This window comes from Blastococcus sp. SYSU DS0973 (assembly GCF_054051055.1).
The window spans coordinates 189,275-210,388 of record NZ_JBJHAN010000007.1 but is presented as its reverse complement, the minus strand read 5'-3'; the positions used below and the strand labels follow the sequence as shown (position 1 = coordinate 210,388).

The following is a 21,114-nucleotide window of genomic DNA, read 5'->3' as shown; positions in this document are numbered from 1 at the left end:
GCTCCTCCAGGGATGCCGGGGTGGGACGTGGTCAGCGGGGCGCGTCGACCGTGACGGTGTCGACCGTCCACGCGCGCGCCTGCTCGGTGAGCGTGCAGCCCAGGCCGAGCCGGTCGGACAGGTGCATCCGCCCGTCGCGGATCTCCAGCCGCTCCTCGAACAACGGGTACAGCCAGTCGAAGTGCTCCACCCAGGCACCGTGCGGGTACGCCGCGGCCAGGTGCAGGTGGATCTCCATCGCGAAGTGCGGCGCCAGTTGCAGGTTGCTGTGCTCGGCCAGGGCGGCGAGCTTGAGGAACTGGGTGATGCCCCCGATCCGCGGTGCGTCCGGCTGGATGATGTCGACCGATCCGTGCCGGATGAGCTCGTAGTGCTCGGGCACACTGGTGAGCATCTCCCCCGTGGCGATCGCCGTGTCGAGCGAACGGGCGAGCTGGGCGTGCCCCTCGGCATCGTAGGCGTCCAGGGGCTCCTCGATCCAGACCAGGTCGAACTCCTCCAGCGCCCGGCTGACCCGCATGGCGGTGGGCCGGTCCCACTGCTGGTTGGCGTCCACCATGAGCGGCATGCGGTCGCCGATGTGCTCCCGCACGGCACGGACCCGGCGCAGGTCCTCGGCCCAGTCGGGCTGGCCGACCTTGATCTTGATCCCGCCGATTCCCTCGGCGATGGTCCGCGTGGCGTTGTCCAGCACCTGCTCGATCGACTCGTGCAGGAAGCCGCCCGAGGTGTTGTAGCAGGGCACCGAGTTCCGGTGCGCGCCGAGGAGCTTGGCCAGCGGCAGGCCGGCGCGCTTGGCCTTGAGGTCCCACAGGGCGATGTCCATGGCCGCGATCGCCTGGGTCGCCGCACCGCTGCGCCCCACGGACGCGCCCGCCCAGACGAGCTTGGTCCACAGCCGGCCGATGTCGCTCGGGTCCTCACCGATCAGGTCGGCGGCGATCTCCTTCGCGTGCGCGAACTGCGCCGGGCCGCCGGCGCGCTTGGAGTAGCCGAAGCCCAGCCCCTCGTGCCCGCCCTCGGTACGGATCTCGGCGAAGAGGAAGACCACCTCGGTCATCGCCCGCTGCCGTCCGGTGAGCACCTTGGCGTCACTGATCGGGTTGGGCAGCGGGAGCACGACCGAGGAGAGCGTCACCGATGCGATGCGGTCGAGGACGGCGGGGCTGTCCGTGCGGGCGAGCTGGGCTGCGGTCATGGTTCCTCCAGCGGTGGGGCGGTCGGCGGACCGGGCTCGGCGGGCCGATTCAGCGGACGAGGCAGGGTCGCTTGGGGTCGAAGGTCCAGCCGGGGACCAGGTACTGCATCGCCACGGCGTCGTCGCGGGCCCCGAGACCGTGCTCCCGGTAGAGCTCGTGCGCGGCGGCGAGGGCATCGCGGTCCAGCTCGACGCCCAGGCCGGGTGCGGTCGGCACCGCGATGGCGCCGTTCCGGATCGTCAGCGGGGAGCGCGTGAGCGGCTGGCCGTCCTGCCAGATCCAGTGGGTGTCGAGGGCGGTGATCTCGCCCGGAGCGGCGGCGCCGACCTGGGTGAACATCGCCAGGGAGATGTCGAAGTGGTTGTTCGAGTGCGAGCCCCAGGTGAGGCCGAAGTCGGAGCACAGCTGCGCGACGCGCACCGAGCCGCGCATGGTCCAGAAGTGCGGGTCGGCGAGCGGGATGTCGACGGCGTTCGAGCGGACGGCGTGGGCCATCTGCCGCCAGTCGGTGGCGACCATGTTCGTCGCCGTCCGCAGCCCCGTCGCGCGGCGGAACTCGGCCATGGTCTCGCGGCCGGAGAAACCGCCCTCGGGTCCGACCGGGTCCTCCGCGTAGGCGAGGACGTCCCCGAGGTCGCGGCAGAGCGCGATCGCGTCCGCGAGCAGCCAGCCACCGTTGGGGTCCAGCGTGATCCGGGCGTCCGGGAACCGGTCGGCCAGCGCACGCACCGCCGCGACCTCCTGCTCGCCGGGCAGCACGCCGCCCTTGAGCTTGAAGTCGGAGAAGCCGTACCGGGCCTGCGCGGCCTCCGCCAGCGCGACGACGGCCTCCGGCGTCATGGCCTGCTCGCGCCGCAGCCGCTCCCAGTCGTCGGCAGGGTCTCGCTCGGCCAGGTACGGCAGGTCGGTCGCGGTCCGGTCGCCGACGTAGAAGAGGTAGCCCAGCATCGGCACGCTGTCGCGCTGCTGGCCGTCACCGAGCAGCTCCGCGACCGGCACGTCGAGGTGCTGGCCCAGCAGGTCCAGCAGCGCCGACTCCAGGGCGGTCACGGCGTGGATCGTCGTCCGCAGGTCGAAGGTCTGCAGGCCGCGTCCGCCGGCGTCCCGGTCGGCGAAGGTGGTCGAGACCTCGCGCAGCAGCCGCCCGTAGGCCGCGATCGGCTGGCCCACGAGCAGCGCGCCGGCGTCCTCGATGGTGCGGCGGATCGCCTCGCCCCCGGGGACCTCGCCCAGGCCCGTGCGGCCGGCCGAGTCGGTGACGATCGCGACGTTCCGGGTGAAGAAGGGCCCGTGGGCGCCGCTGAGGTTCAGCAGCATGCTGTCGTGCCCCGCGACGGGGACCACCTCGACGGTGGCCACGGTGGGCGTCCGGCCGGTCATGCCGTTCTCCAGGTGGGTCTGCACGGGGGTCAGGAGATCTTGCCCACCAGGGCGGTCAGCTCGGTGAGCTCCGCCTCGGTGAGGTCGGTGAGCGGCGGGCGCACCCGGCCACCGTCCCGGCCGACCGCGGTGAGCCCCGCCTTGACGATCGACACCGCGTACCCCTTCGTCCGGTCGCGGATGTCGATGTAGGGGATCACGAAGTCGTTGAGCATTGAGTAGACCGCCGCGTGGTCCTGGGCGCGGACGGCCGCGTAGAAGCGCAGCGCGAACTCGGGCAGGAAGTTGTAGAGCGCCGACGAGTAGGTGCTCACCCCCAGCTGCAGGAGCGGCAGCGCGAAGGTCTCCGCTGTCGGCAGGCCGCCGACGTAGATCAGCCGGTCCCCGACCTTGGCGTAGGTGCGCGTCATCTGCTCGATGTCGCCGACGCCGTCCTTGAGACCGATCAGGGTGGGGTTGCGGTCGGCCACCTCGGCGACGGTGGTGTCGGTGAGGACGGCGTTGGCCCGGCTGTAGACGATGACCCCGAGGTCGGTCGCCCGGCACACCGCGCCGATGTGCTCGACCAGCCCCGCCTGGCTGGCCTCGGTCAGGTACGGCGGGAAGAGCAGCAGGCCCGAGGCGCCGGCCTCCTGCGCGGCCTGCGCCTGGGCGACCGCCTGCGCCGTGCTGCCGGTGGCCGGGGCCAGGACCGGGACGCGGTCGCCGGACTCCGCCACGGCGATGCGCAGGACGCGGTCGATCTCCGCGGAGGTGAGCGAGAAGCCCTCCCCGGTACCGCCGGCCGCGAACAGACCGGCGACGTCGAAGCTCGACTGCCAGGCCAGGTGGTCGCGGTACCGGGCCTCGTCGACGCGGAGGTCGGCGTCGAAGTGGGTCACCGGGAAGGAGAGCAGGCCGGACTTCAGCCGGTCGGCGAGGGCGTCGGGGGGCAGCAGCGTCACGGGATCAGGTCCTCGGGGGTCCGACGGGTCCGCGCGGTGCCCGACGGGAGACGTCGGTGAGCACGAGCGGTGGTCGGCGTCACCGTAGGAAGGAGCGACGATGCTTGTCCAAGAGTTGTTGCGCATCGATCGATGCCGTAACGGCATCACCGCTGTCTCACATCACGACGTCGGACCGTTCCAGCAGCTCCAGCACCCGCCGCAGGGCCGGGTTGCGCGACTCCCGCATCCACAGCAGGTGGAGCTCCACCGGATCCGGCACCGCCGTCGCCAGCCGGGCGAACTCGACGCCCGCGATGGGCAGCTGAGCCGCGGAGGCGGGTACGAAGGCGATCCCCCGGCCGGCGGCGACGAGCCACAGCATGGTGAGGACCTGGCTGACGGTGTGGACGGCGTTGCCCGAGGCCGACGGCACCACGCTCACCACGAGGTCGTAGAAGTAGCGGGCCCGGGTCGGCGAGTGCATGACCACCGGCTCGGCCGCCAGGTCCTCGGCGACCACGTCCCGCCCCAGCCCGCCCAGCCGGTGCCCGGCCGGGACGGCGACCAGCAGGGCCTCGCGGTGGAGGAGGCGGGAGCCGAAGGTGTCGGCGTCGAAGGGTGGCCGGGCGAGCCCGAGGTCCACCTCCTCGTTGAGCAGCGCGGCGACCTGCTCCCGGGTCACCATCTCCTCCAGGTCGAGCCCGATGTCCGGCAGCCCGCGGTCCAGCACGTCGAGCAGCCGGCCGAGCGTTCCGTAGGTGGACGCGGCGGTGAATCCGATCCGGACGGTCCCGTGCACTCCGGAGGACACCCGCCGGGCAAGCTCCGGCGCACTGTCGGCGAGCGAGAGCAGCCGACGGGCCTCGCCGAGGAAGACCTGGCCGGCCGCCGTGAGCGTCACCTTGCGGTTGTCCCGCTCCAGCAGCTGGGCACCGACCGCCCGCTCGAGCTTCTGGATCTGGCGGCTCAGCGGTGGTTGGGTCATCTTCAGCCGCTCGGCCGCGCGCCCGAAGTGCAGCTCCTCGGTTACGGCCAGGAAACCGCGCAGCTGCTCCAACGTGAACGCCATGCCGTGAAGGTATCAACCAATGCCCCTTTGATCTTGGACACGCATGACATGGTCTCCATACGCTCCGCTGCGTCCGGGTCGAGTGACGCCACTCACAGGCGGAGCGGCGACCCACGCACAGCTGAAGAGCTGCCCGTAGAGGAGATCCACATGACCAGCAACCACCGTGCGCGCCGCTGGGCGACGACCGGCGCCGGACTCGCTCTGGCCCTCTCGCTCGCTGCCTGCGGCGGCAACGTCGGCGGCGGGTCGGACGCCGAGGGCGAGGAGTTCCCCGGCGGTGACCCGATCACGATCTTCGTGGGCCAGGACCCCGGTGGCAGCACCGACCTGATCGCCCGCGCGGCGGCCGACGGGCTCTCCGACGAGCTCGGCGTCCCCGTCACCGTGGAGAACAAGCCCGGCGCCAACGGCGCGCTGGCGGCCCAGGAGCTCGCCGGCGAGGAGGCCGACGGCCACACCCTGATGGTCTACAACGGCAGCCTGGCCTACATCACCCCGCTCGCGGTGGGCGAGGGCGAGGCCCCGGACATCGCCGACTTCGACATCGTCACCGGCCTCTCGCTGGACGACTACGTCCTGGTCACGGCGCCGGACTCCGGCTTCACGACGGTCGAGGACCTCGCCGCCGCCGGCCGTCCGGTCACCTTCGGCACGACCGGTGTGGGCACCGGCAGCCAGCTGTCGCAGGAGCTGCTCTTCGCCCAGGCCGGCATCGACGCGACCGCGGTCCCCTTCGACGGCGGCTCTCCCACGCTGACCGCCGTGCTGGGTGGCCAGGTGGACGTGGGCTCCATCCAGCTCGGTGAGGCCATCGAGCAGATCGAGGCCGGCGAGCTGACCCCGATCGTGACCTTCGCGGAGGAGCGCCCGAGCTACCTCCCCGACACCCCGACCGCCGTGGAGGCGGGGTACGACGTGCCGGTCCAGCAGTCGCGCGCCGTGTTCGCCCCGAAGGGCGTGCCGGACGACGTCATGCAGACCCTGCGCGAGGGCTTCCAGGCGGCGTTCGAGGACGAGGCCTACCAGCAGTTCAACGAGGACAACCTGCTCACCCCGAACGAGCTCGACGGTGAGGAGATCCGGGAGCGGTGGACGGCGAACCTCGAGCAGTACCGGTCCGTCGTCGAGGAGTACGGCATCGACCTCGGTGGAGAGCAGTGAGCTCAGCCCACCACGGGGCGAGCACCCCCGGCGGCCCCGGCGGCGACACCGCCGCCGGGGCTCCCCCCCAGGGGGACGGCACCGCCCCGCCTTCCACGCTGCACGACCTCGAGGACGCCGTCCACGAGTTCGAGCACGCCGCCGAGCACCGGCCGCCCCCCGCCGGCACGACCACGAACCTGATCGTCGCCCTGCTGGTCGTGGCCCTCGGCGTCGCCGCCCTGGTGGGCTCGCTCTCGCTCGGCGCCGGCAGCGCCGGCAACCCCGGCTCGGGGACCTGGCCGATGCTCCTCAGCATCCTGATCATCGTGCTGGGGCTCGCGCTGGCGGCCACCGCCCGCGGTGCGTCCGATGCCGAGCGCTTCTCCCGCGGGTCCTGGCTGGTCCTGGCGGGCCTGGCGACGATGGTCGTCTTCGTCGCCGTCATCGAGGTGATCGGCTTCGAGATCCCGGCGGCCCTGCTGGCCTTCGTCTGGCTGCGCTTCCTCGGCGGCGAGGGCTGGCGGACCTCGGTCATCACCAGCATCGGCGTGGTGATCGCCTTCTACCTCATCTTCGTGGCGGCCCTCTCGGTCCCCATCCCGCACCTGTTCTAGAGGAGCGTCCGAGTGGACCTCGCCCCCGTGCTCGACGGCTTCACCGTCGTGCTCGAACCCACGAACCTGCTCTACTGCCTGATCGGCGTCGTCGTCGGCATGCTGGTCGGCGTGCTGCCGGGCCTCGGGCCCGCCGCCACCATCGCGATCCTGCTGCCGATCACCATCGGGCTCGAGCCGGTGACCTCGGTCATCATGCTGGCCGGCATCTTCTACGGCGCCCAGTACGGCGGCACGATCACGTCGGTCCTGCTCAAGCTGCCCGGCGAGGCGTCGTCGGTGGTCACGGTGTTCGACGGCCACGCCCTGGCCCGCCAGGGCAAGGCCGGCACCGCCCTGGGCATCGCCGCGATCGGCTCGTTCGTCGGCGGCACCATCTCGATCGTCGCCCTGTCCGTGCTCGCCCCCGTCGTCGCCGGCTTCGCTCTCGACTTCGGGCCCCCGGAGTACACGGCCCTGGCCCTCCTCGGCATCCTCCTGGTGGCGACCGTCAGCAGCGGCGGCCGGCTCAAGGCGGTCGTCGCGGCCTGCATCGGCCTGCTGCTCGCCACCGTCGGCCGCGACGCCTTCACCGGCGGCGAGCGCTTCACCTTCGGCAACCTCAACCTGGCCGACGGGCTGGACTTCGTGCCGATCGCCATGGGCCTGTTCGGCCTGGGCGAGATCCTCTACAACCTCGAGGAGCGGCACGCCGCCGCCCAGGCGCCCGCGAAGGTCGCCAACGTCTGGCCCTCGCGCGCGGACCTGCGCCAGTCGTCGGGGGCGATCGGCCGCGGCTCGGTGCTCGGCTTCGTCCTCGGCATCCTCCCCGGCGGTGGCGCGACGCTGTCCTCGCTGGCCGCCTACGCGGTCGAGAAGAAGCGGTCGAAGACCCCGGAGCGGTTCGGCAGGGGCGCGGTCGAAGGCGTGGCCGGCCCGGAGACGGCGAACAACGCCGCCGCCACGTCGTCGTTCATCCCGCTGCTGACCCTGGGCATCCCGGCGAACGCCACCATGGCGGTGATCTTCGGCGCCCTGCTCATCCAGGGCGTCCCGCCGGGCCCCCGGCTGGTCACGGACGAGCCGGAGCTGTTCTGGGGCGTCGTCAACTCCATGTACATCGGCAACATCCTGCTGCTGATCATGAGCATCCCGCTGGTCGGCCTGTTCGTGAAGATCCTGCGAGTGCGGCCGGCGATCCTGGCGCCGATCACCGTGCTGATCACGCTGATCGGCGTCTACACCGTCAACAACAGCGCCTTCGACATCGTCCTGGTCATCGTCTTCGGCCTGCTCGGCTACCTGATGAAGAAGGTCGGCTTCGACCCGGGGCCCCTGCTGCTGGCCTTCGTCCTGGGCACGCTGCTCGAGGACTCGCTGCGCCGGTCGCTGCTGATCTTCGAGGGCGACGCCCTCCAATTCTTCGGCCGGCCGATCTCGGGCACCCTGCTCGTGGTCTTCCTGCTCGTCGTGTTCCTGCCCATGATCCGCACCGCCCTGTCCCGCCGGCGCCCCGCCGAGCAGCGCAGCGACACCGAGGAGCTGGTATGACCGTCGTCGTCGGCTACGTGCCCACCCCCGAGGGCGACGCCGCCTTCTCCGCCGGGCTCGCGGAGGCCCGTCGCCGCGGCGAGCCGCTCGTGGTCCTCAACTCCCCGCGCGGCGGGGCGCCGGTCAGCGTCGACGTCGCACCCGAGGACGCGGTCCGTCGCATGTCCGACCGCGCCGCGGCCGACGGGGTCCCCCTGGACCTCCGGCAGCACGCGCACTCCGGGGAGGCGTCCGACGCGCTCCTGCGGGTCGCGCAGGAGGTCGACGCGTCGGTCATCGTCATCGGCATGCGCAAGCGGTCCCCGGTCGGCAAGCTGCTCATGGGCAGCAGCGCCCAGCGGATCCTCCTGGACGCCGACCGGCCGGTCCTCGCGGTGAAGCACTGAGGACCGCCCCCGCGGGCACCCCGTCCCGGGATGTGACCTGATCGTCGGGTGACTCCCGGGCCCGGACCGCGTGCGCCGTGCCACGCTTCGTGGTGATGGACGCATGACCGGGTGGGAGATGGTCGCCGTCGCGCTCGCGGGGACGGCGGCCGGTGGCATCAACGCCGTCGTCGGGTCCGGCACCCTGGTCACGTTCCCGGTGCTCCTGGCCGTCGGGCTGCCGCCGGTCACCGCGACGATCACCAACTCCCTGGGGCTCGTACCCGGCAACCTCTCCGGATCGATCGGTTACCGGCGGGAGTTGCGCGGCCAGCGCCCCCTGCTCCTCCGGTTGCTGCCGGCGTCGGTGCTGGGCGCGCTCACCGGCGCGTTCCTGCTGCTGCACCTGCCCGCCGAGGTCTTCGCGACCGTCGTGCCGGTGCTCATCGCGATCGCCGTGGTGCTGGTCGCCGGCCAGCCGCTGCTGCAGCGCCACCTCGCGGCACGGCGGGTGGACGCGGGTACGGCGCCGTCCACCCGGGTGGGGCGCGGCCGCCTGGTCGCGCTGTTCGCCGGCGCCTTCGCGACCGGCACCTACGGTGGCTACTTCGCCGCCAGCCAGGGCGTGCTCCAGATCGGCATCTTCGGGCTGGTCCTCCGCGAGCCCCTGCAGCGGCTGAACGCGCTGAAGAACGTGCTCACCCTGGCGGTCAACACGGTCGCGGCCGGCGCGTACGTCGTCGTGGCCCGGGACCGGATCGACTGGGTCGCAGCAGCCCTGCTCGCCACCGGCTCGCTCGCAGGTGGCTGGGTCGGCGCCCGATACGGCCGGCGGCTGCCCTCGGCCGCCCTGCGGACGGCGATCGTCGTGCTCGGCGTCGTGGCGATCGCGGTGCTGGTGGCCCGGTGACCGCCTGGGAGTCCGCCCTCCTCGTGCTGGCCGGCGTGGGCGCCGGGCTCACCGGCAGCATCGCCGGCCTGGCGTCGCTGATCAGCTACCCCGCCCTGCTGGCCACCGGTCTCCCGCCGATCACCGCGAACGTCACGAACACCGCCGCGCTGGTGCTGACCGGGGTCGGCTCGGTGAGCGCCTCGCGACCCGAGCTGGCCGGCCAGGGCAGGCGCCTGGTCCCGCTGGCGATCGCCGGCCTGCTGGGTGGGGCAGCCGGAGCGCTGCTGCTGCTGCTCACCCCCACGGAGGCGTTCGAGCGCATCGTGCCGTGGCTCATCGGGGGGGCGTCGGTGGCCATCCTCGTGCAGCGACCACCGCGCGAGCTCGCCGCCCGGGGAGCGCTCGCGCACGCCGGCTCCCCGCGCCGTGACCAGTGGTGGCTGCCGGGGGCCGTCTTCGCCATCTCCATCTACGGCGGCTACTTCGGGGCGGCGGCCGGCGTGCTCATGCTCGCGACCTTCCTGCTCACCACCGGCGAGGGGCTGCCCCGGAGCAACGCCCTGCGCAACGTCGTCCTGGGCGTGGCCAACTCCGTCGCCGCGCTCGGCTTCGTGCTCTTCGCCTCCATCGCCTGGTCGGCCGCCGTGCCGCTCGCCGTCGGCCTCCTCGGCGGTTCCCTCCTCGGCCCGCGCATCGTGCGCCGGGCGCCGCAGATGGCGCTCCGGCGGGTCATCGCCGTCGCCGGGATCGGCCTGGCGGTGCACCTGGCCGTCCAGGCGTACGGATGACCCGCCGGCGGCGTCAGCGGGCGACGTAGGCGGACAGGAAGAGCACGAAGGCGCTGACCAGCAGCAGCAGCCGGGCCGGCGTCAGGCCGTTGACCAGCGTCGCGGTCGACTCCACCCACTGCGGCCGGACGCCGGCCTCCCGGGCGCGCTGCCGGACGATGCGCACCTCGTCGGCGAGCAGGACGCCGGATGCCCCGAGGAGGGTGAGCCCGACGACGGCGAAGGTCAGCGCCAGCCGGTCGCCGAAGGTGTCGGCCGAACCACCGAGCACCAGGACCACGACCAGCCCGAGCAGCAGGCCCAGCAGCCCGCCGGCGACCGGCGCCCACGGACCCATCACCGTCATCGGCCCGCGGCGGGGCATGCGCGGCCGCGGCCGGACGCTCACCGGTGCCGTCGCGTGCATGCCGGGGACGACGTCGCCGTCGGCCGCGGGAGGCTCACCGCTCTCGGGCGTGGCTGCCGGCGTGGCAGCCGGTTGGGGGGCAGCAGGTGCCGTCGCCGCCTCCGGCGCCTCCGGGGCCTGGGGCCGCACTATCGGGATCTCCGCGGTGTTCGTGCCGCCGGCCGTGCTTCCGTTGCGTTCACTCATGACTCATCACCTCAGGCGCCACGCTAGGCGCACCGTCCCTACGCGCGAGGGAGGCCGCCCCGGCGGGCTCCTCACGCACAGTGATGCCGCGCCGGAGCGGCCGGGCCGCACGGCTGGCTAGGCTCTCCCGGTGAACGCGGCTGCACTGGTCCTGCCGGAGTTCGCCCTCATCCTGATCGGCCTGCTCCTCCGCCGTTTCGCGTGGCGGGCGCCGGGGTTCTGGGTCGACCTGGAGCGCCTCGTCTACTTCGTGCTCTTCCCGGCCCTCCTCTTCCGCACCACCCTGTCCGCCGATCTGGCCGCCGCGGGCTCCGGCGGGGTGCTGCTGTCCGCGCTGGGCGCCACCGGAGCGGGGGCCGTCCTGGGCGCGGCGGTCCGGTGGCTGCCGGGCGTCGACCGGATGACGGCGGCCTCGGGGTGGCAGACGACCTACCGGTTCAACACCTTCATCGCCCTCGCGCTGGTCGACGACCTCGGGCTCGCGGCCCTGGCGCTCATGGGCGTGCTGCTCGGCGTGACGGTCCCGCTGGTCAACGTCCTGGCGGTGACAGCCCTGGCCCGCAGCGCGCCCGGCGGACCGGCCGGTGGACCGGGACCGGGGGTCCTGGCCGCCGTCGTCCGCAACCCGTTGATCCTCGCCACCGTCGCGGGCCTGAGCGGCAACCTCCTCGGGCTCACGCTGCCGTCCCCGGTCGACGCGACGCTCGCCCGGCTGGCCGCCGCGGCGCTGCCGCTGGGGCTGCTCGCGGTCGGCGCGGCCCTGCGCCTGGGCGGCCTGCCGCGCGGGCAGCGCCTCATGGCCGCCTACCTCGGGGCGGTCAAGCTCCTGGCCGTGCCGGCGGTGGCTCTGGGCCTCGCGGTCCTGCTGGGCGTGGAGGGCGACCAGCGGTTCGTCGTCCTCGCCTTCGCCGCGGTGCCCCCCGCCACGGCGTCCTATGTCCTGGCCGCCCGGATGGGCGGGAACGGCGCGTTCGTGGCCGCGCAGGTGTCCGCGACGACGACGGCCGCGCTCCTCACCCTGCCGCTCTGGCTGGCACTCACCGGGTGACTCCGTGCGGTCGGCGGAGCGCCGCTCAGAGCAGCCGGCGGCTGTCCTCGCCGACCACCCGCAGCCAGCGGTAGCCGTACCCCTCCAGCGCCAGCTCTGCGGCGCCGTCGTCGCCCAGGCCGGTGCTCCCCGACGTCAGCAGGTCCTCCAGGCGGTGGCCGCTGTCACACCCGGGCACGGTCAGCGGGACCGCGCGCGGCTCGGGCCCGAGGTTGTGCAGGGTGACCAGCGCCGCGTCGTCCCAGGTGCAGAGCAGGGCCAGGACCGCGGGATGCGGCTGGTCGAGGACCGTGAACTGACCCCAGCCGAGCTCCGGGGACTCCCGGTAGCGCCGGATGAGCAGCTTCATGAAGGACAGCAGCGACCCGGGGTCGCGGCGCTGGTCGGCGACGTTGACGAACTCGGGGGCGAATCCGCCGTCCACCACCGGCCGGGTCAGCCGGTCGGCCGGCGCCCGGGAGAAGCCGCCGTCGACCCCGCCGGTCCACTGCATGGGGGTGCGCACCGACAGCCGGCTGCCGGCCGAGAGGTCCTCCCCCATGCCGATCTCCTCGCCGTAGAAGAGCACCGGCGTGCCCGGCAGGGCGAACAGCAGGCTGTAGACCATCCGCACGCGGCGCGGATCGCCGGACAGCATCGGGGGCAGCCGGCGGATCAGGCCCCGGTCGTAGACCTGCATCCGGGGCTCCGGACCGAACGCGGCGAAGACCTCGGCGCGCTCGTCCTCGGTCAGCTTGTCCAGGGTGAGCTCGTCGTGGTTGCGCACGAACGTGCCCCACTGGCTGTCCGGGGAGATCTCCGGCCGGGCGGCCAGCGCCCCGGCCAGCGGTCCGGCGTCGCCGCGGGCCAGGGACAGGTAGGTCTGCTGCATGGTGTTGAAGTCGAACTGCATGGTGAGCTCGTCGCCGTCCTGCCCGCCGAAGAATCGCACCTGCTCCTCGAACGGCAGGTTCACCTCGCCGAGCAGCACGCCCGAGCCGGTCCGCCGGCCGAGAAAGGCACGCAGGGCCCGGAGGTACTCGTGCGGGTCGGGCAACCGCGCGGCCGAGTCCTCGTCCAGCCCGGCGGTCTCCAGCAGGAACGGCACGGCGTCCACGCGGAACCCCGACAGCCCCAGCTGCAGCCAGAAGCCCATGATCTTGGCGATCTCGTCCCGGACCCGGGGGTTGGCCACGTTGAGGTCGGGCTGCTCGGAGTAGAAGCGGTGCAGGTACCACTCACCCGTCTCCGGGCTGTGCGTCCAGATGCCGCTCTCGGCGTCGGGGAAGACCACCTGGTCGCTGGTGTCCGGCGGCTCGTCGTCCCGCCACACGTAGAAGTCGCGGTACGGGGAGTTCTTGCTCTCCTTCGCCGACCGGAACCAGGGGTGCTGGTCGGAGGTGTGGTTGACGACCAGGTCGGCGATCACCCGCATCCCCCGGTCGTTCGCCGTCCGGATCATCTCGACCAGGTCGCCGTGGTCGCCGAGCCGGGGGTCGATCCCGTAGTAGTCGGTGATGTCGTAGCCGTCGTCCCGCCCGGCGGTCGGGTAGAAGGGCATCAGCCACAGGCAGGTGACGCCCAGGTCGGCGAGGTGGTCCAGCCGCTGCGCCAGGCCCTGCAGGTCGCCGACCCCGTCGCCGTTCCAGTCCATGAACGTCTCGACGTCCAGGCAGTAGACGACGGCGTTCTTCCACCACAGGTCCGACGTGTCGGTGATCCTCACCGCTGCACCGCCACCGCGGGGAACGGCGCCGTGACGCCGAGCTGGGGCAGGACGTGCTCGCCGAAGGCGTCGAGGAACGCGCGCTGCTCCACCCCGACGTGGTGCAGGTAGACGTGGTCGAACCCGAGGTCCACGTACTCCTGCAGCCAGGCCGTGTGCTGGCCGAGGTCGGCCGACACCCGCACCGCCTCCGTCACGTCCTCCCGGGTCACGTGCGCGCTGGCCTGCTCGAAGGCCTCCGGGCTGTCGAGGTCCCAGCACAGCGGGGGCGGGAAGACGTTGCTGCGCCACTGGTCGTGCGCGAGGCCCAGCGCACGGTCGGGGTCGGGGTCCCAGGAGACGTGCACCTGCAGGGCCAGCGTCCCCAGCCCCCCGGCGTCCCGGTAGGCGGCGATCATCTCGCGCAGCTTGTCGTGGGGCTGGTTGATGGTCACCAGGCCGTCGGCCCACGCGGCGCCGTTCCGCGCGGTGGCCACGCTGACCGCGGGGGCGATGAGGGCGGGCTGCTGCTCGGGCAGCGTGTAGATCTTCGCCCGGTCGACCGTGACCAGCCCGTCGTGGCTGACCTCCTCCCCCGCCAGCAGCGCACGGATGACCGCCACGCACTCCAGCAGCCGGGCGTCGCGCACGTCCTTGCGCGGCCACTTGCCACCGGTGACGTGCTCGTTCATGGCCTCACCGCTGCCCAGGGCCACCCAGAACCGCCCCGGGAACATCGCGCCCAGGGTGGCGATCGCCTGCGCCACGATCACCGGGTGGTAGCGCTGGCCCGGTGCGTTCACCGCGCCGAACGGCAGGGACGTCGTCGCCATCGCCGCGCCGAGCCACGACCACGCGAACCCCGACTCCCCCTGCCGCGGGTTCCACGGGGTGAGGTGGTCCGAGCACATCGCGGCGGTGAAGCCCACCTCCTCGGCGTACCGGACGGCGTCGAGCAGTACCGAGGGATGGACCTGCTCGTGCGAGTTGTGGAATCCGATCACCGGCATGGCCGATGCCTACCGGACCGGCGGCGCCCCTGCCAGGGGACGGACCCGGGCCGACCCCGCGGGAGACTGGGTCCGTGCTGCCACCACCGGGGACCCCGGGCACCGACCTGCCGGTGCGCTCCGCACTCCCCGCGCTGTCCGGCGCGCTCGCCGCGGCCGGTGCCGCCGTGCTCCTGTCGCCGCCGGGAACCGGGAAGACGACGCTCGTGCCCCTCGCCCTGGCCGGCACGGTGCCCGGGCGCGTCGTCGTCGCCGAGCCCCGCCGCGTCGCCGCCCGGGCCGCCGCGCGCCGGATGGCGGCCCTGCTGGGCGAGCCGGTCGGCGGTCGGATCGGGTACAGCGTCCGCGGGGAGAGCCGGCGCAGCGCCGCCACGCGCGTCGAGGTGGTGACCACCGGTCTGCTGGTCCGCCGCCTGCAGGCCGATCCGGAGTTGCCCGGAGTGGACGCCGTGCTGCTGGACGAGTGCCACGAACGGCACCTGGACACCGACCTCGCGCTCGCCTTCTGCCTGGACGTCCGGGACGCGCTGCGCCCGGGCCTGCGGCTGCTGGCCACGTCGGCGACGGCCGAGGCGCAGCGGCTGGCCGCCCTGCTCGGCAGGAACGGGGAGCCGGCCCCCGTCGTCGAGGCCCCCGGGGCGCTGCACGACGTCGATGTCCTCTGGGCGCCGCCCACCACCCCGGTCGATCCACCGCACGGCCTGCGGGTCGACCCCCGCCTGCTGGGGCACGTCGCCGCGGTCGTCCGCCGGGCGTTGGCGGAGCGGGCCGGCGACGTGCTCGTCTTCCTGCCCGGTACCGGTGAGATCAGCACGGTGGCCGGGCAGCTCGGCGGGGTCGGCGCCGACGTGCTGGTGCTGCACGGTCGGCTGCCGGCTGCGGCGCAGGACGCTGCACTGCGACCGGGGCCCCGCCGCCGGGTCGTCCTGGCGACGGCGCTGGCGGAGAGCAGCCTCACCGTGCCGGGGGTCCGCGTCGTCGTCGACGCCGGGTTGTCCCGGGCGCCGCGAGCCGACCTGTCCCGCGGCCTCGGCTCGCTGGTCACCGTCCGCGCCTCGCGGGCGTCGGTCACCCAGCGAGCCGGCCGGGCCGGCCGGGAGGCACCCGGCGCGGTCTACCGCTGCTGGACCGCCGCCGAGCACGACCGGCTCCCCGCCCACGACCCGCCGGAGGTCGCCACCGCCGACCTCACCGCCTTCGCCCTGGAGCTGGCGTGCTGGGGTGCGCCGGACGGGGTCGGCCTCGGCCTCCTCGACGCTCCCCCGTCCGCCGCCCTGCTCGTGGCCGGGCGGACGCTGCGGGCGCTCGGCGCGGTGGACGACGACGGCCGGGCGACCGGCCGGGGGCGCGCGCTGACGGCGGCCGGGGTGCACCCGCGGTTGGCCCGCGCGCTGCTCGACGGCGCCCCGCTGGTCGGCCGTCGCCGCGCCGCCGAGGTGGTCGCACTCCTCTCCGCGGACGTCGCCGTCCGCGGTGACGACCTGACCGCGACCTGGCGGGCGCTGCGCTCGGGTGCCGACCGCGGCGCCACCTCCCGCTGGCGGGAGGAGGTGACCCGCCTCGAGCGGGCCACCGCGGACGCCGCCGCGCCCCGCCTGCTCGACGACACCGCCGCCGGCCTGGTGGTCGGCCTGGCCCACCCCGAGCGGCTCGCCCGGCGCCGGCCGGGGACCACCGGCACCTACCTCATGGCCGCCGGCACCGGCGCCGAGCTGGCACCGGGAACGGAGCTGGCCGGTGCGCCCTGGCTGGCTGTCGCGGTCGCCGACCGGGCCCCCGGCCGGCGGGACGCCCGGGTGCGGTCGGCCGTGGCGATCGACGAGGCGACCGCCCTCGACGCCGCCGGCGCGCTCCACGAGGACCGGGACGAGGTGTCCTGGCGCGACGGCGACGTCCGCAGCGCCCGCGTGGAACGGCTGGGCGCGATCGTCCTGGCCGAGCGCCCGACGGGCGTGCCCGACCCGGCCGCCGTGGCGGCGGCGATCGCCGAGGGGCTGCGGCTGGAGGGCCTCGGGCTGCTCCGCTGGACACCCGCGGCACGACGGCTGCGCGAGCGCCTGGCGGCGGCGCACGCCGGCCTCGGGGACCCGTGGCCCGCCGTCGACGACGCGGCCCTGCTCGCCAGGATCGACGTCTCCGGTGCCCGGAGCCGGGCCGACCTGTCCCGGGTGGACGTCGTCGCGGCGCTCCGGGCGCTGGTCCCCTGGCGCGTGGCCGGCGAGCTGGACGCCGTCGTCCCCGACACCGTGACGGTGCCCACCGGTTCGCGGATCCGCGTCGACTACACCGATCCGGAGGTGCCGACCCTCTCGGTGCGGCTCCAGGAGGTGTTCGGCTGGGCGGCGGCGCCGCGGGTCGCCGGCCGGCCGCTGCGGCTGCAGCTGCTCTCCCCCGCGCAGCGGCCGGTGGCCACCACCGCCGACCTCGCCGGCTTCTGGACCACCGGGTACCCCGCCGTCCGCAGCGAACTCCGTGGCCGCTATCCCCGGCACCCCTGGCCGGAGCACCCGGCGACCGCACCGGCCACGAAGCGGGCAAGGTCACGGCCGCGACCTCGCGGCTGAGGCTGCGGCCTGCCTCCACGCCGGAGAGGATCGACCGGTGACGAAGCCGACGACCGACGACTGGGGCATCGATGCGAGCTGGCTGGACGCGCTCGACGAGGAGCACCAGGTAGCGCAGGAGACCATCGAGAGGCTGCGGGCGGTCATCGGTGAGCCGCCGGCCGACCTCGAGGAGCGGGCGCCCATCGTCGCCCGCCCCGGTGACCCGCTCGAGGTGGACGAGGCCGACGTCGTCTGCGAGGACGGCGAGGTGCGGCACATCGACGGCGAGCTGCCGGAGGACTTCCCCCTCGGCTACCACTGGCTGCAGTCGCCGGAGGGACGCCGCCGCCGGCTGATCGTGTCGCCGGGCCGCTGCTGGCTGCCCGACGACCGCGCATGGGGCTGGGCGGTGCAGCTGTACGCCGCCCGCGGTCGGGACAGCTGGGGCATCGGCGACCTGGGCGACCTGCGGACCATCCGGCAGATGGCCACCGAGCAGGGCGCGGGCTTCCTGCTGATCAACCCGCTGCACGCGGTCGCGCCGATCGCCGCGCAGGAGGCCAGCCCCTACCTGCCGGCCACCCGCCGGTTCCGCAACCCGATCTACCTGCGGGTCGACGAGGTGCCCGGCGCGGACGGCGTCGACGTGGAGGCCGACGCGGGCCGCGCCCTGTCCGACGGCGCCCTGATCGACCGCGACGCCATCTGGGCACGCAAGCGCGAGGTGCTCATGCGCATCTTCTTCGCCCACGGTGGCGGGGAGGCCTTCGCCCGCTGGCGGGAGGAGCAGGGGCGCACGCTGCAGGACTGGGCCACCTGGGCGGCGATGACCGAGGAGCACGGCGCCGACTGGCACACCTGGCCCGACGAGCTGCGCCGCCCCGACGGGCCGGGCGTCGCCGCCTACGCCGAGCAGCACGGCGCGGTCGTGGCCTTCCACGCCTGGCTGCAGTGGGCGCTGGAGCTGCAGTTCACCGCGGCCACCGACGGGATGACGGTCATCCAGGACCTGCCGATCGGCTTCGCCGGCGGCGGCGCCGACGCCTGGTCGTGGCAGGAGGTGCTCGCCGACGGCGTGAGCGTCGGCGCGCCGCCGGACGCGTTCAACTCCGCCGGGCAGGACTGGGGCTCTCCCCCGCTGATCCCGTGGCGGCTGCGCGACGCCGACTACGAGCCGTTCGTCCAGTCCATCCGCGCCACCATGGCCGGGGCCGGCGGCCTGCGCATCGACCACGTCATGGGGCTGTTCCGGCTGTGGTGGGTGCCGTCGGACGGCAGTGCGGCCGACGGCGCCTACGTCCGCTATCCCGCCGAGGACCTGCTCAACATCGTCGCGCTGGAGAGCCACCGCGCCGGCGCGCTCGTCGTGGGTGAGGACCTCGGCACCGTCGAGGAGGGCGTCCGCGAGGCCATGGCCGAGCACGGGGTCCTCTCCTACCGGCTGCTGTGGTTCGAGGACGACGCCCCCGCGGAGTGGCCGGCCGAGGCGATGGCGGCGATAACCACCCACGACCTGCCGACGGTGGCGGGGCTGTGGACCGAGGCGGACGTCGACGAGCAGCGCGAGCACGGCACGGGTACCGACGAGGAGCTCGAGCGCGGTCGCAACTCGCTGCTGGCGCACCTGCCGGGGCTCTCCGACGACGCCACGGTCGAGCAGGCGGTGGAGCAGGCGCACGCGCTGCTGGCGACGGCGCCGTCGCTGCTGCTGTCGGCGACGCTGGACGACGCCGTCGGGGAGCAGCGCCGGCCGAACATGCCCGGCGCCGACGACCGGCCCAACTGGTCGCTGCCCCTGCCCGTGCTCGTCGAGGACCTGCCGGCGCACCCGCTGCTGCAGACGGTCGCCCGCACCCTCACCGAGGGCCTCGCCAGCGACTGACCCAGGGGACGCAGCCGGCGCGGCACCTCGCAGAGGTGCCGCGCCGGCTGCGTCGCGGGACCGGTCGGGTCAGGACTCGGGCCCGTCCGGCCCGCGGGGCCTTGGACGACACGCGGGCAGCCGGGACCGCGCGCTCCGCGATCTTGCGGGGAGGCGCCCGATCGCGTCCGGGCAGCGCGCCGTCGAACATGCGTTCGACCGGCGTGCGACACTCCTCCCGTGGCGGGTGGGATGAACCGAGGGCGCGGCGGCCGCTCCCTGGGTGAGCGGGCGGCGGACTCGGGGGTGGTCCCCCAGCTCTCCCGCCCCCCGCTGGGCGGTCCGGTTCCCCACCCCCCCGTCGCGGACCGTCCGACGGTTACGGGCGACCACGGCGAGGGGCGCCATTGCTGGGTGCACGACCCCCCGGACTCCCCCGGGACCTGGCCGGGCCTGCTCGTGGAGTGGCGTCAGCGGGAGGGCGCCTGGCAAGGCCGGGTTGCCTACACGGTGAGCACCCCGCACGGGCCGGCGCTCGTCGAGGCCTGGCTGCCCGCGGCCCGGCTGGAGCCGAGGTGATCATCCTCCTGGTTAGCCGGGGCGGGTCGGGGCTATGGCTCCTGCCGACCGCATCCCGATCGATCCGGAGGACGCCCCGATGACCGAGCCCCACGACCGCCCGAGCCTCGACGACGTCATGGAGCCCGAGGAGAGCCCGACGCGCGACCGGACGCAGCACGCCAAGGACCCGCACCCCAGCGACGAGGTCCTCGAGCACCGCACCGAGCAGGAGCGCCAGGCGGTGGGGTCCGACGACGCCGACCCGGCCGGCGCCGACATGCACTCGGCCACCGACTGAGCACCGCGCCCGGGTGGTGCGCCCCCGGCCCGGACGCGGCGGGAGCGCACCACCGGCCCGCGGGGAGCTGACGGCATGGCCCGGCTGACCGCCGCCGACGTCGCCTGCTGGCTCCTCAAGAGCTCCGCCCCGCCGGACGAGCTGTCTCCCGGCTGGGGCGCCGGGGAGGAGCGGCTGCTGGACCGCTGCCTGCGACCGTCCTACCGGATCGGACTCCTGGCTCCCGGACAGCCCTGCCTGCTGTGGCTCAGCGGCCGCCACCACCCCGGGGTGCACGCCCTGGGGACCGTGGCCGGCGCGGTCGACGACGGGCCGGGCGGCCCGTCCGTCCCCGTCCGCGTGCGCCTGCTCCACGAGCCGGTCCCCCGGGCCGAGCTGATCGCCGATCCGGCGTTCGCCGACGCCGAGGTGGTCCGAATGGCCGCGGGCAGCAACCCCTCCTGGCTGTCGGCCGACCAGTTCGCCGCCGTCCTCGCCCGGGCCGACGGGCCCGGTTTGGGAGCATGGCGGGCGTGATGCCCGACCGCCTCCGCTGGGGCGCCCTCACCTGGGTGCTGACCCTCCAGTTCTTCGTCGTGGAGGCCGTCGCCCAGGCCCGCTACGCCGGCCCCTACTCCCGTGTCGACGACGTGATCAGCGCGCTGGGCGCGAGCGACTCGCCCGCCCGGCAGCTGATGAACGCCTCCTTCGTGGTGCAGGCCGCGCTCATCCTGGGCGGCGCCCTGCTGCTGCGTCCCGCGCTGCGCGGCAGCGCGTCGCGGGCGGTGCCGGTGCTGCTGGGGGTGGCCGCGCTGGGCGTGCTGCTGGTCGGCGTCTTCCCGACCGACGGCAACGGCACGCTGCACGCGATCGGCGCCGTCCTGTACCTGGTGGGCGGCGGGCTCGGCCTGGTCACGCTCGCCTACGCCGTCCGGCCCCGGTCCGAGGCGCTGGGCACCACCGTTGTCCTGCTCGGCGTGGTGGCCGTCGCCACGACCATCTTCTTCCTGACCGGGGTCACCGGATTCCTCGGGGAGGGCGGCACAGAACGCGCCGCGGCCTATCCGCTGCCGCTCGCGCTGGCCCTGGCCGGCGGCACGCTGTGGTGGCTCACCCGGCGCGGCGACGCGGCGCCGCACGGGTCGGCACTGCGCCGGGAGCGGGCCCAGGAGCAGGCCCGCCGGTCGGAGGAGGCGCGCGCCCGCGACGCGGCGCTGGAGGCCGCCGCGGGCCGCGGTGCGACGGCGTCCCGGACCGGGGATACCGCACCGGCGGGGCCCCGGGCCCACGGCACCGGCCCCGGGGACGCCGAACCGGGCGACGTCGACCCGGAGGACCCCTGGGCGCCCGCGCCGCAGGGCCGGTGACCGGCGCCGCCGCCATCCACCACGGACCTCCCGGCCGGTCGCCTCGGACGGCCATCGTCGATGGCCCCGGAGCCGCGCCTACCCCATGACCGCGGCGTCCTGCACACCCGGTCGTCGTCGGCGCGCCTACCGCTGGTCGGCGGCGCCGGCCCGGTCCGGTCCGCCGGCATCCCGGCCGCCGGGACCACCGGACGGGGAGACCTCCGGCGGGACACCGCCACCCCGACGAGGCAGACCGCGCCCCCGACGGGCGCGAGCG

20 protein-coding genes are annotated in these 21,114 nt (G+C 74.5%); 13 read left to right on the top strand and 7 right to left on the bottom strand.

Going from position 1 to position 21,114, the window contains the following annotated elements; genetic code table 11:
* Positions 1-31: 31 nt before the first annotated feature.
* From ACI791_RS13680 to ACI791_RS13665, 4 genes are all read right to left on the bottom strand, one after another.
* Entirely contained in the window at positions 32-1,198 is a 1,167-nt protein-coding gene (locus ACI791_RS13680) for an L-talarate/galactarate dehydratase (RefSeq protein ID WP_456586529.1), read from the bottom strand.
* Positions 1,199-1,247: 49 nt separating this feature from the next.
* A complete protein-coding gene (locus ACI791_RS13675) occupies positions 1,248-2,603 on the bottom strand; it encodes an enolase C-terminal domain-like protein (protein ID WP_456586528.1) in 1,356 nt (451 codons plus the stop codon).
* Positions 2,604-2,608: 5 nt separating this feature from the next.
* Positions 2,609-3,523: a 5-dehydro-4-deoxyglucarate dehydratase gene (gene kdgD / locus ACI791_RS13670; RefSeq protein ID WP_456586527.1), complete on the bottom strand. Its 915-nt coding sequence runs from the start codon at positions 3,521-3,523 to the stop codon at positions 2,609-2,611.
* 157 nt (positions 3,524-3,680) lie between these two features.
* Positions 3,681-4,574, bottom strand: coding sequence for a LysR substrate-binding domain-containing protein (locus ACI791_RS13665; RefSeq protein ID WP_456586526.1), 894 nt, complete (start codon positions 4,572-4,574; stop codon positions 3,681-3,683).
* Positions 4,575-4,724: 150 nt separating this feature from the next.
* On the opposite strand from ACI791_RS13665, the gene ACI791_RS13660 reads away from it, so the two are divergent.
* From ACI791_RS13660 to ACI791_RS13635, 6 genes are all read left to right on the top strand, one after another.
* A complete protein-coding gene (locus ACI791_RS13660; protein ID WP_456586525.1) occupies positions 4,725-5,738 on the top strand; it encodes a tripartite tricarboxylate transporter substrate binding protein in 1,014 nt (337 codons plus the stop codon).
* Positions 5,735-6,334, top strand: coding sequence for a tripartite tricarboxylate transporter TctB family protein (locus tag ACI791_RS13655; RefSeq protein ID WP_456586524.1), 600 nt, complete (start codon positions 5,735-5,737; stop codon positions 6,332-6,334). The genes ACI791_RS13660 and ACI791_RS13655 overlap by 4 nt, the downstream gene beginning before the upstream one ends.
* 12 nt (positions 6,335-6,346) lie before the next feature.
* Positions 6,347-7,864: a tripartite tricarboxylate transporter permease gene (locus ACI791_RS13650; protein WP_456586523.1), complete on the top strand. Its 1,518-nt coding sequence runs from the start codon at positions 6,347-6,349 to the stop codon at positions 7,862-7,864.
* Positions 7,861-8,250 carry a universal stress protein gene (locus tag ACI791_RS13645; RefSeq protein ID WP_456586522.1) on the top strand — a complete coding sequence of 130 codons (390 nt, stop codon included), beginning with the start codon at positions 7,861-7,863 and terminating at the stop codon, positions 8,248-8,250. The genes ACI791_RS13650 and ACI791_RS13645 overlap by 4 nt, the downstream gene beginning before the upstream one ends.
* A gap of 103 nt (positions 8,251-8,353) precedes the next feature.
* The gene (locus ACI791_RS13640) at positions 8,354-9,139 is read left to right on the top strand and encodes a sulfite exporter TauE/SafE family protein (RefSeq protein ID WP_456586521.1); all 786 of its coding nucleotides are present in this window, start codon (positions 8,354-8,356) and stop codon (positions 9,137-9,139) included.
* Positions 9,136-9,909: a sulfite exporter TauE/SafE family protein gene (locus ACI791_RS13635; RefSeq protein WP_456586520.1), complete on the top strand. Its 774-nt coding sequence runs from the start codon at positions 9,136-9,138 to the stop codon at positions 9,907-9,909. Before ACI791_RS13640 ends, ACI791_RS13635 begins: the two co-directional genes overlap by 4 nt.
* A gap of 13 nt (positions 9,910-9,922) precedes the next feature.
* Here the strand turns inward: ACI791_RS13635 and ACI791_RS13630 are convergent, their stop codons facing one another.
* Complete coding sequence (locus ACI791_RS13630; RefSeq protein WP_456586519.1) at positions 9,923-10,501, bottom strand: hypothetical protein; 579 nt, start codon at positions 10,499-10,501, stop codon at positions 9,923-9,925.
* A 130-nt stretch (positions 10,502-10,631) separates the two neighbouring features.
* Here ACI791_RS13630 and ACI791_RS13625 point away from each other — a divergent pair, with 130 nt between their 5' ends.
* Positions 10,632-11,549, top strand: a complete 918-nt coding sequence (locus ACI791_RS13625) for an AEC family transporter (RefSeq protein ID WP_456586518.1) — start codon at positions 10,632-10,634, stop codon at positions 11,547-11,549.
* 25 nt (positions 11,550-11,574) lie between these two features.
* Here the strand turns inward: ACI791_RS13625 and ACI791_RS13620 are convergent, their stop codons facing one another.
* Entirely contained in the window at positions 11,575-13,254 is a 1,680-nt protein-coding gene (locus ACI791_RS13620) for an alpha-amylase family protein (RefSeq protein ID WP_456586517.1), read from the bottom strand.
* Entirely contained in the window at positions 13,251-14,243 is a 993-nt protein-coding gene (locus ACI791_RS13615; RefSeq protein ID WP_456586516.1) for a TIGR03885 family FMN-dependent LLM class oxidoreductase, read from the bottom strand. Before ACI791_RS13615 ends, ACI791_RS13620 begins: the two co-directional genes overlap by 4 nt.
* 74 nt (positions 14,244-14,317) lie before the next feature.
* Between ACI791_RS13615 and hrpB the strand changes: the two genes are divergently transcribed.
* The 6 genes from hrpB (at position 14,318) to ACI791_RS13585 (ending at position 20,855) form a co-directional block, all read left to right on the top strand.
* Positions 14,318-16,807, top strand: a complete 2,490-nt coding sequence (hrpB, locus tag ACI791_RS13610; RefSeq protein ID WP_456586515.1) for an ATP-dependent helicase HrpB — start codon at positions 14,318-14,320, stop codon at positions 16,805-16,807.
* A 37-nt stretch (positions 16,808-16,844) separates the two neighbouring features.
* Entirely contained in the window at positions 16,845-18,671 is a 1,827-nt protein-coding gene (malQ, locus tag ACI791_RS13605; protein WP_456586514.1) for a 4-alpha-glucanotransferase, read from the top strand.
* 393 nt (positions 18,672-19,064) lie between these two features.
* A complete protein-coding gene (locus ACI791_RS13600) occupies positions 19,065-19,229 on the top strand; it encodes a hypothetical protein (RefSeq protein WP_347060506.1) in 165 nt (54 codons plus the stop codon).
* Positions 19,230-19,308: 79 nt separating this feature from the next.
* Positions 19,309-19,509: a hypothetical protein gene (locus tag ACI791_RS13595; RefSeq protein ID WP_456586513.1), complete on the top strand. Its 201-nt coding sequence runs from the start codon at positions 19,309-19,311 to the stop codon at positions 19,507-19,509.
* Between the two features lie 75 nt (positions 19,510-19,584).
* Complete coding sequence (locus tag ACI791_RS13590) at positions 19,585-20,025, top strand: hypothetical protein (protein WP_456586512.1); 441 nt, start codon at positions 19,585-19,587, stop codon at positions 20,023-20,025.
* The gene (locus ACI791_RS13585; RefSeq protein WP_456586557.1) at positions 20,025-20,855 is read left to right on the top strand and encodes a DUF998 domain-containing protein; all 831 of its coding nucleotides are present in this window, start codon (positions 20,025-20,027) and stop codon (positions 20,853-20,855) included. Before ACI791_RS13590 ends, ACI791_RS13585 begins: the two co-directional genes overlap by 1 nt.
* Positions 20,856-21,114: the final 259 nt, after the last annotated feature.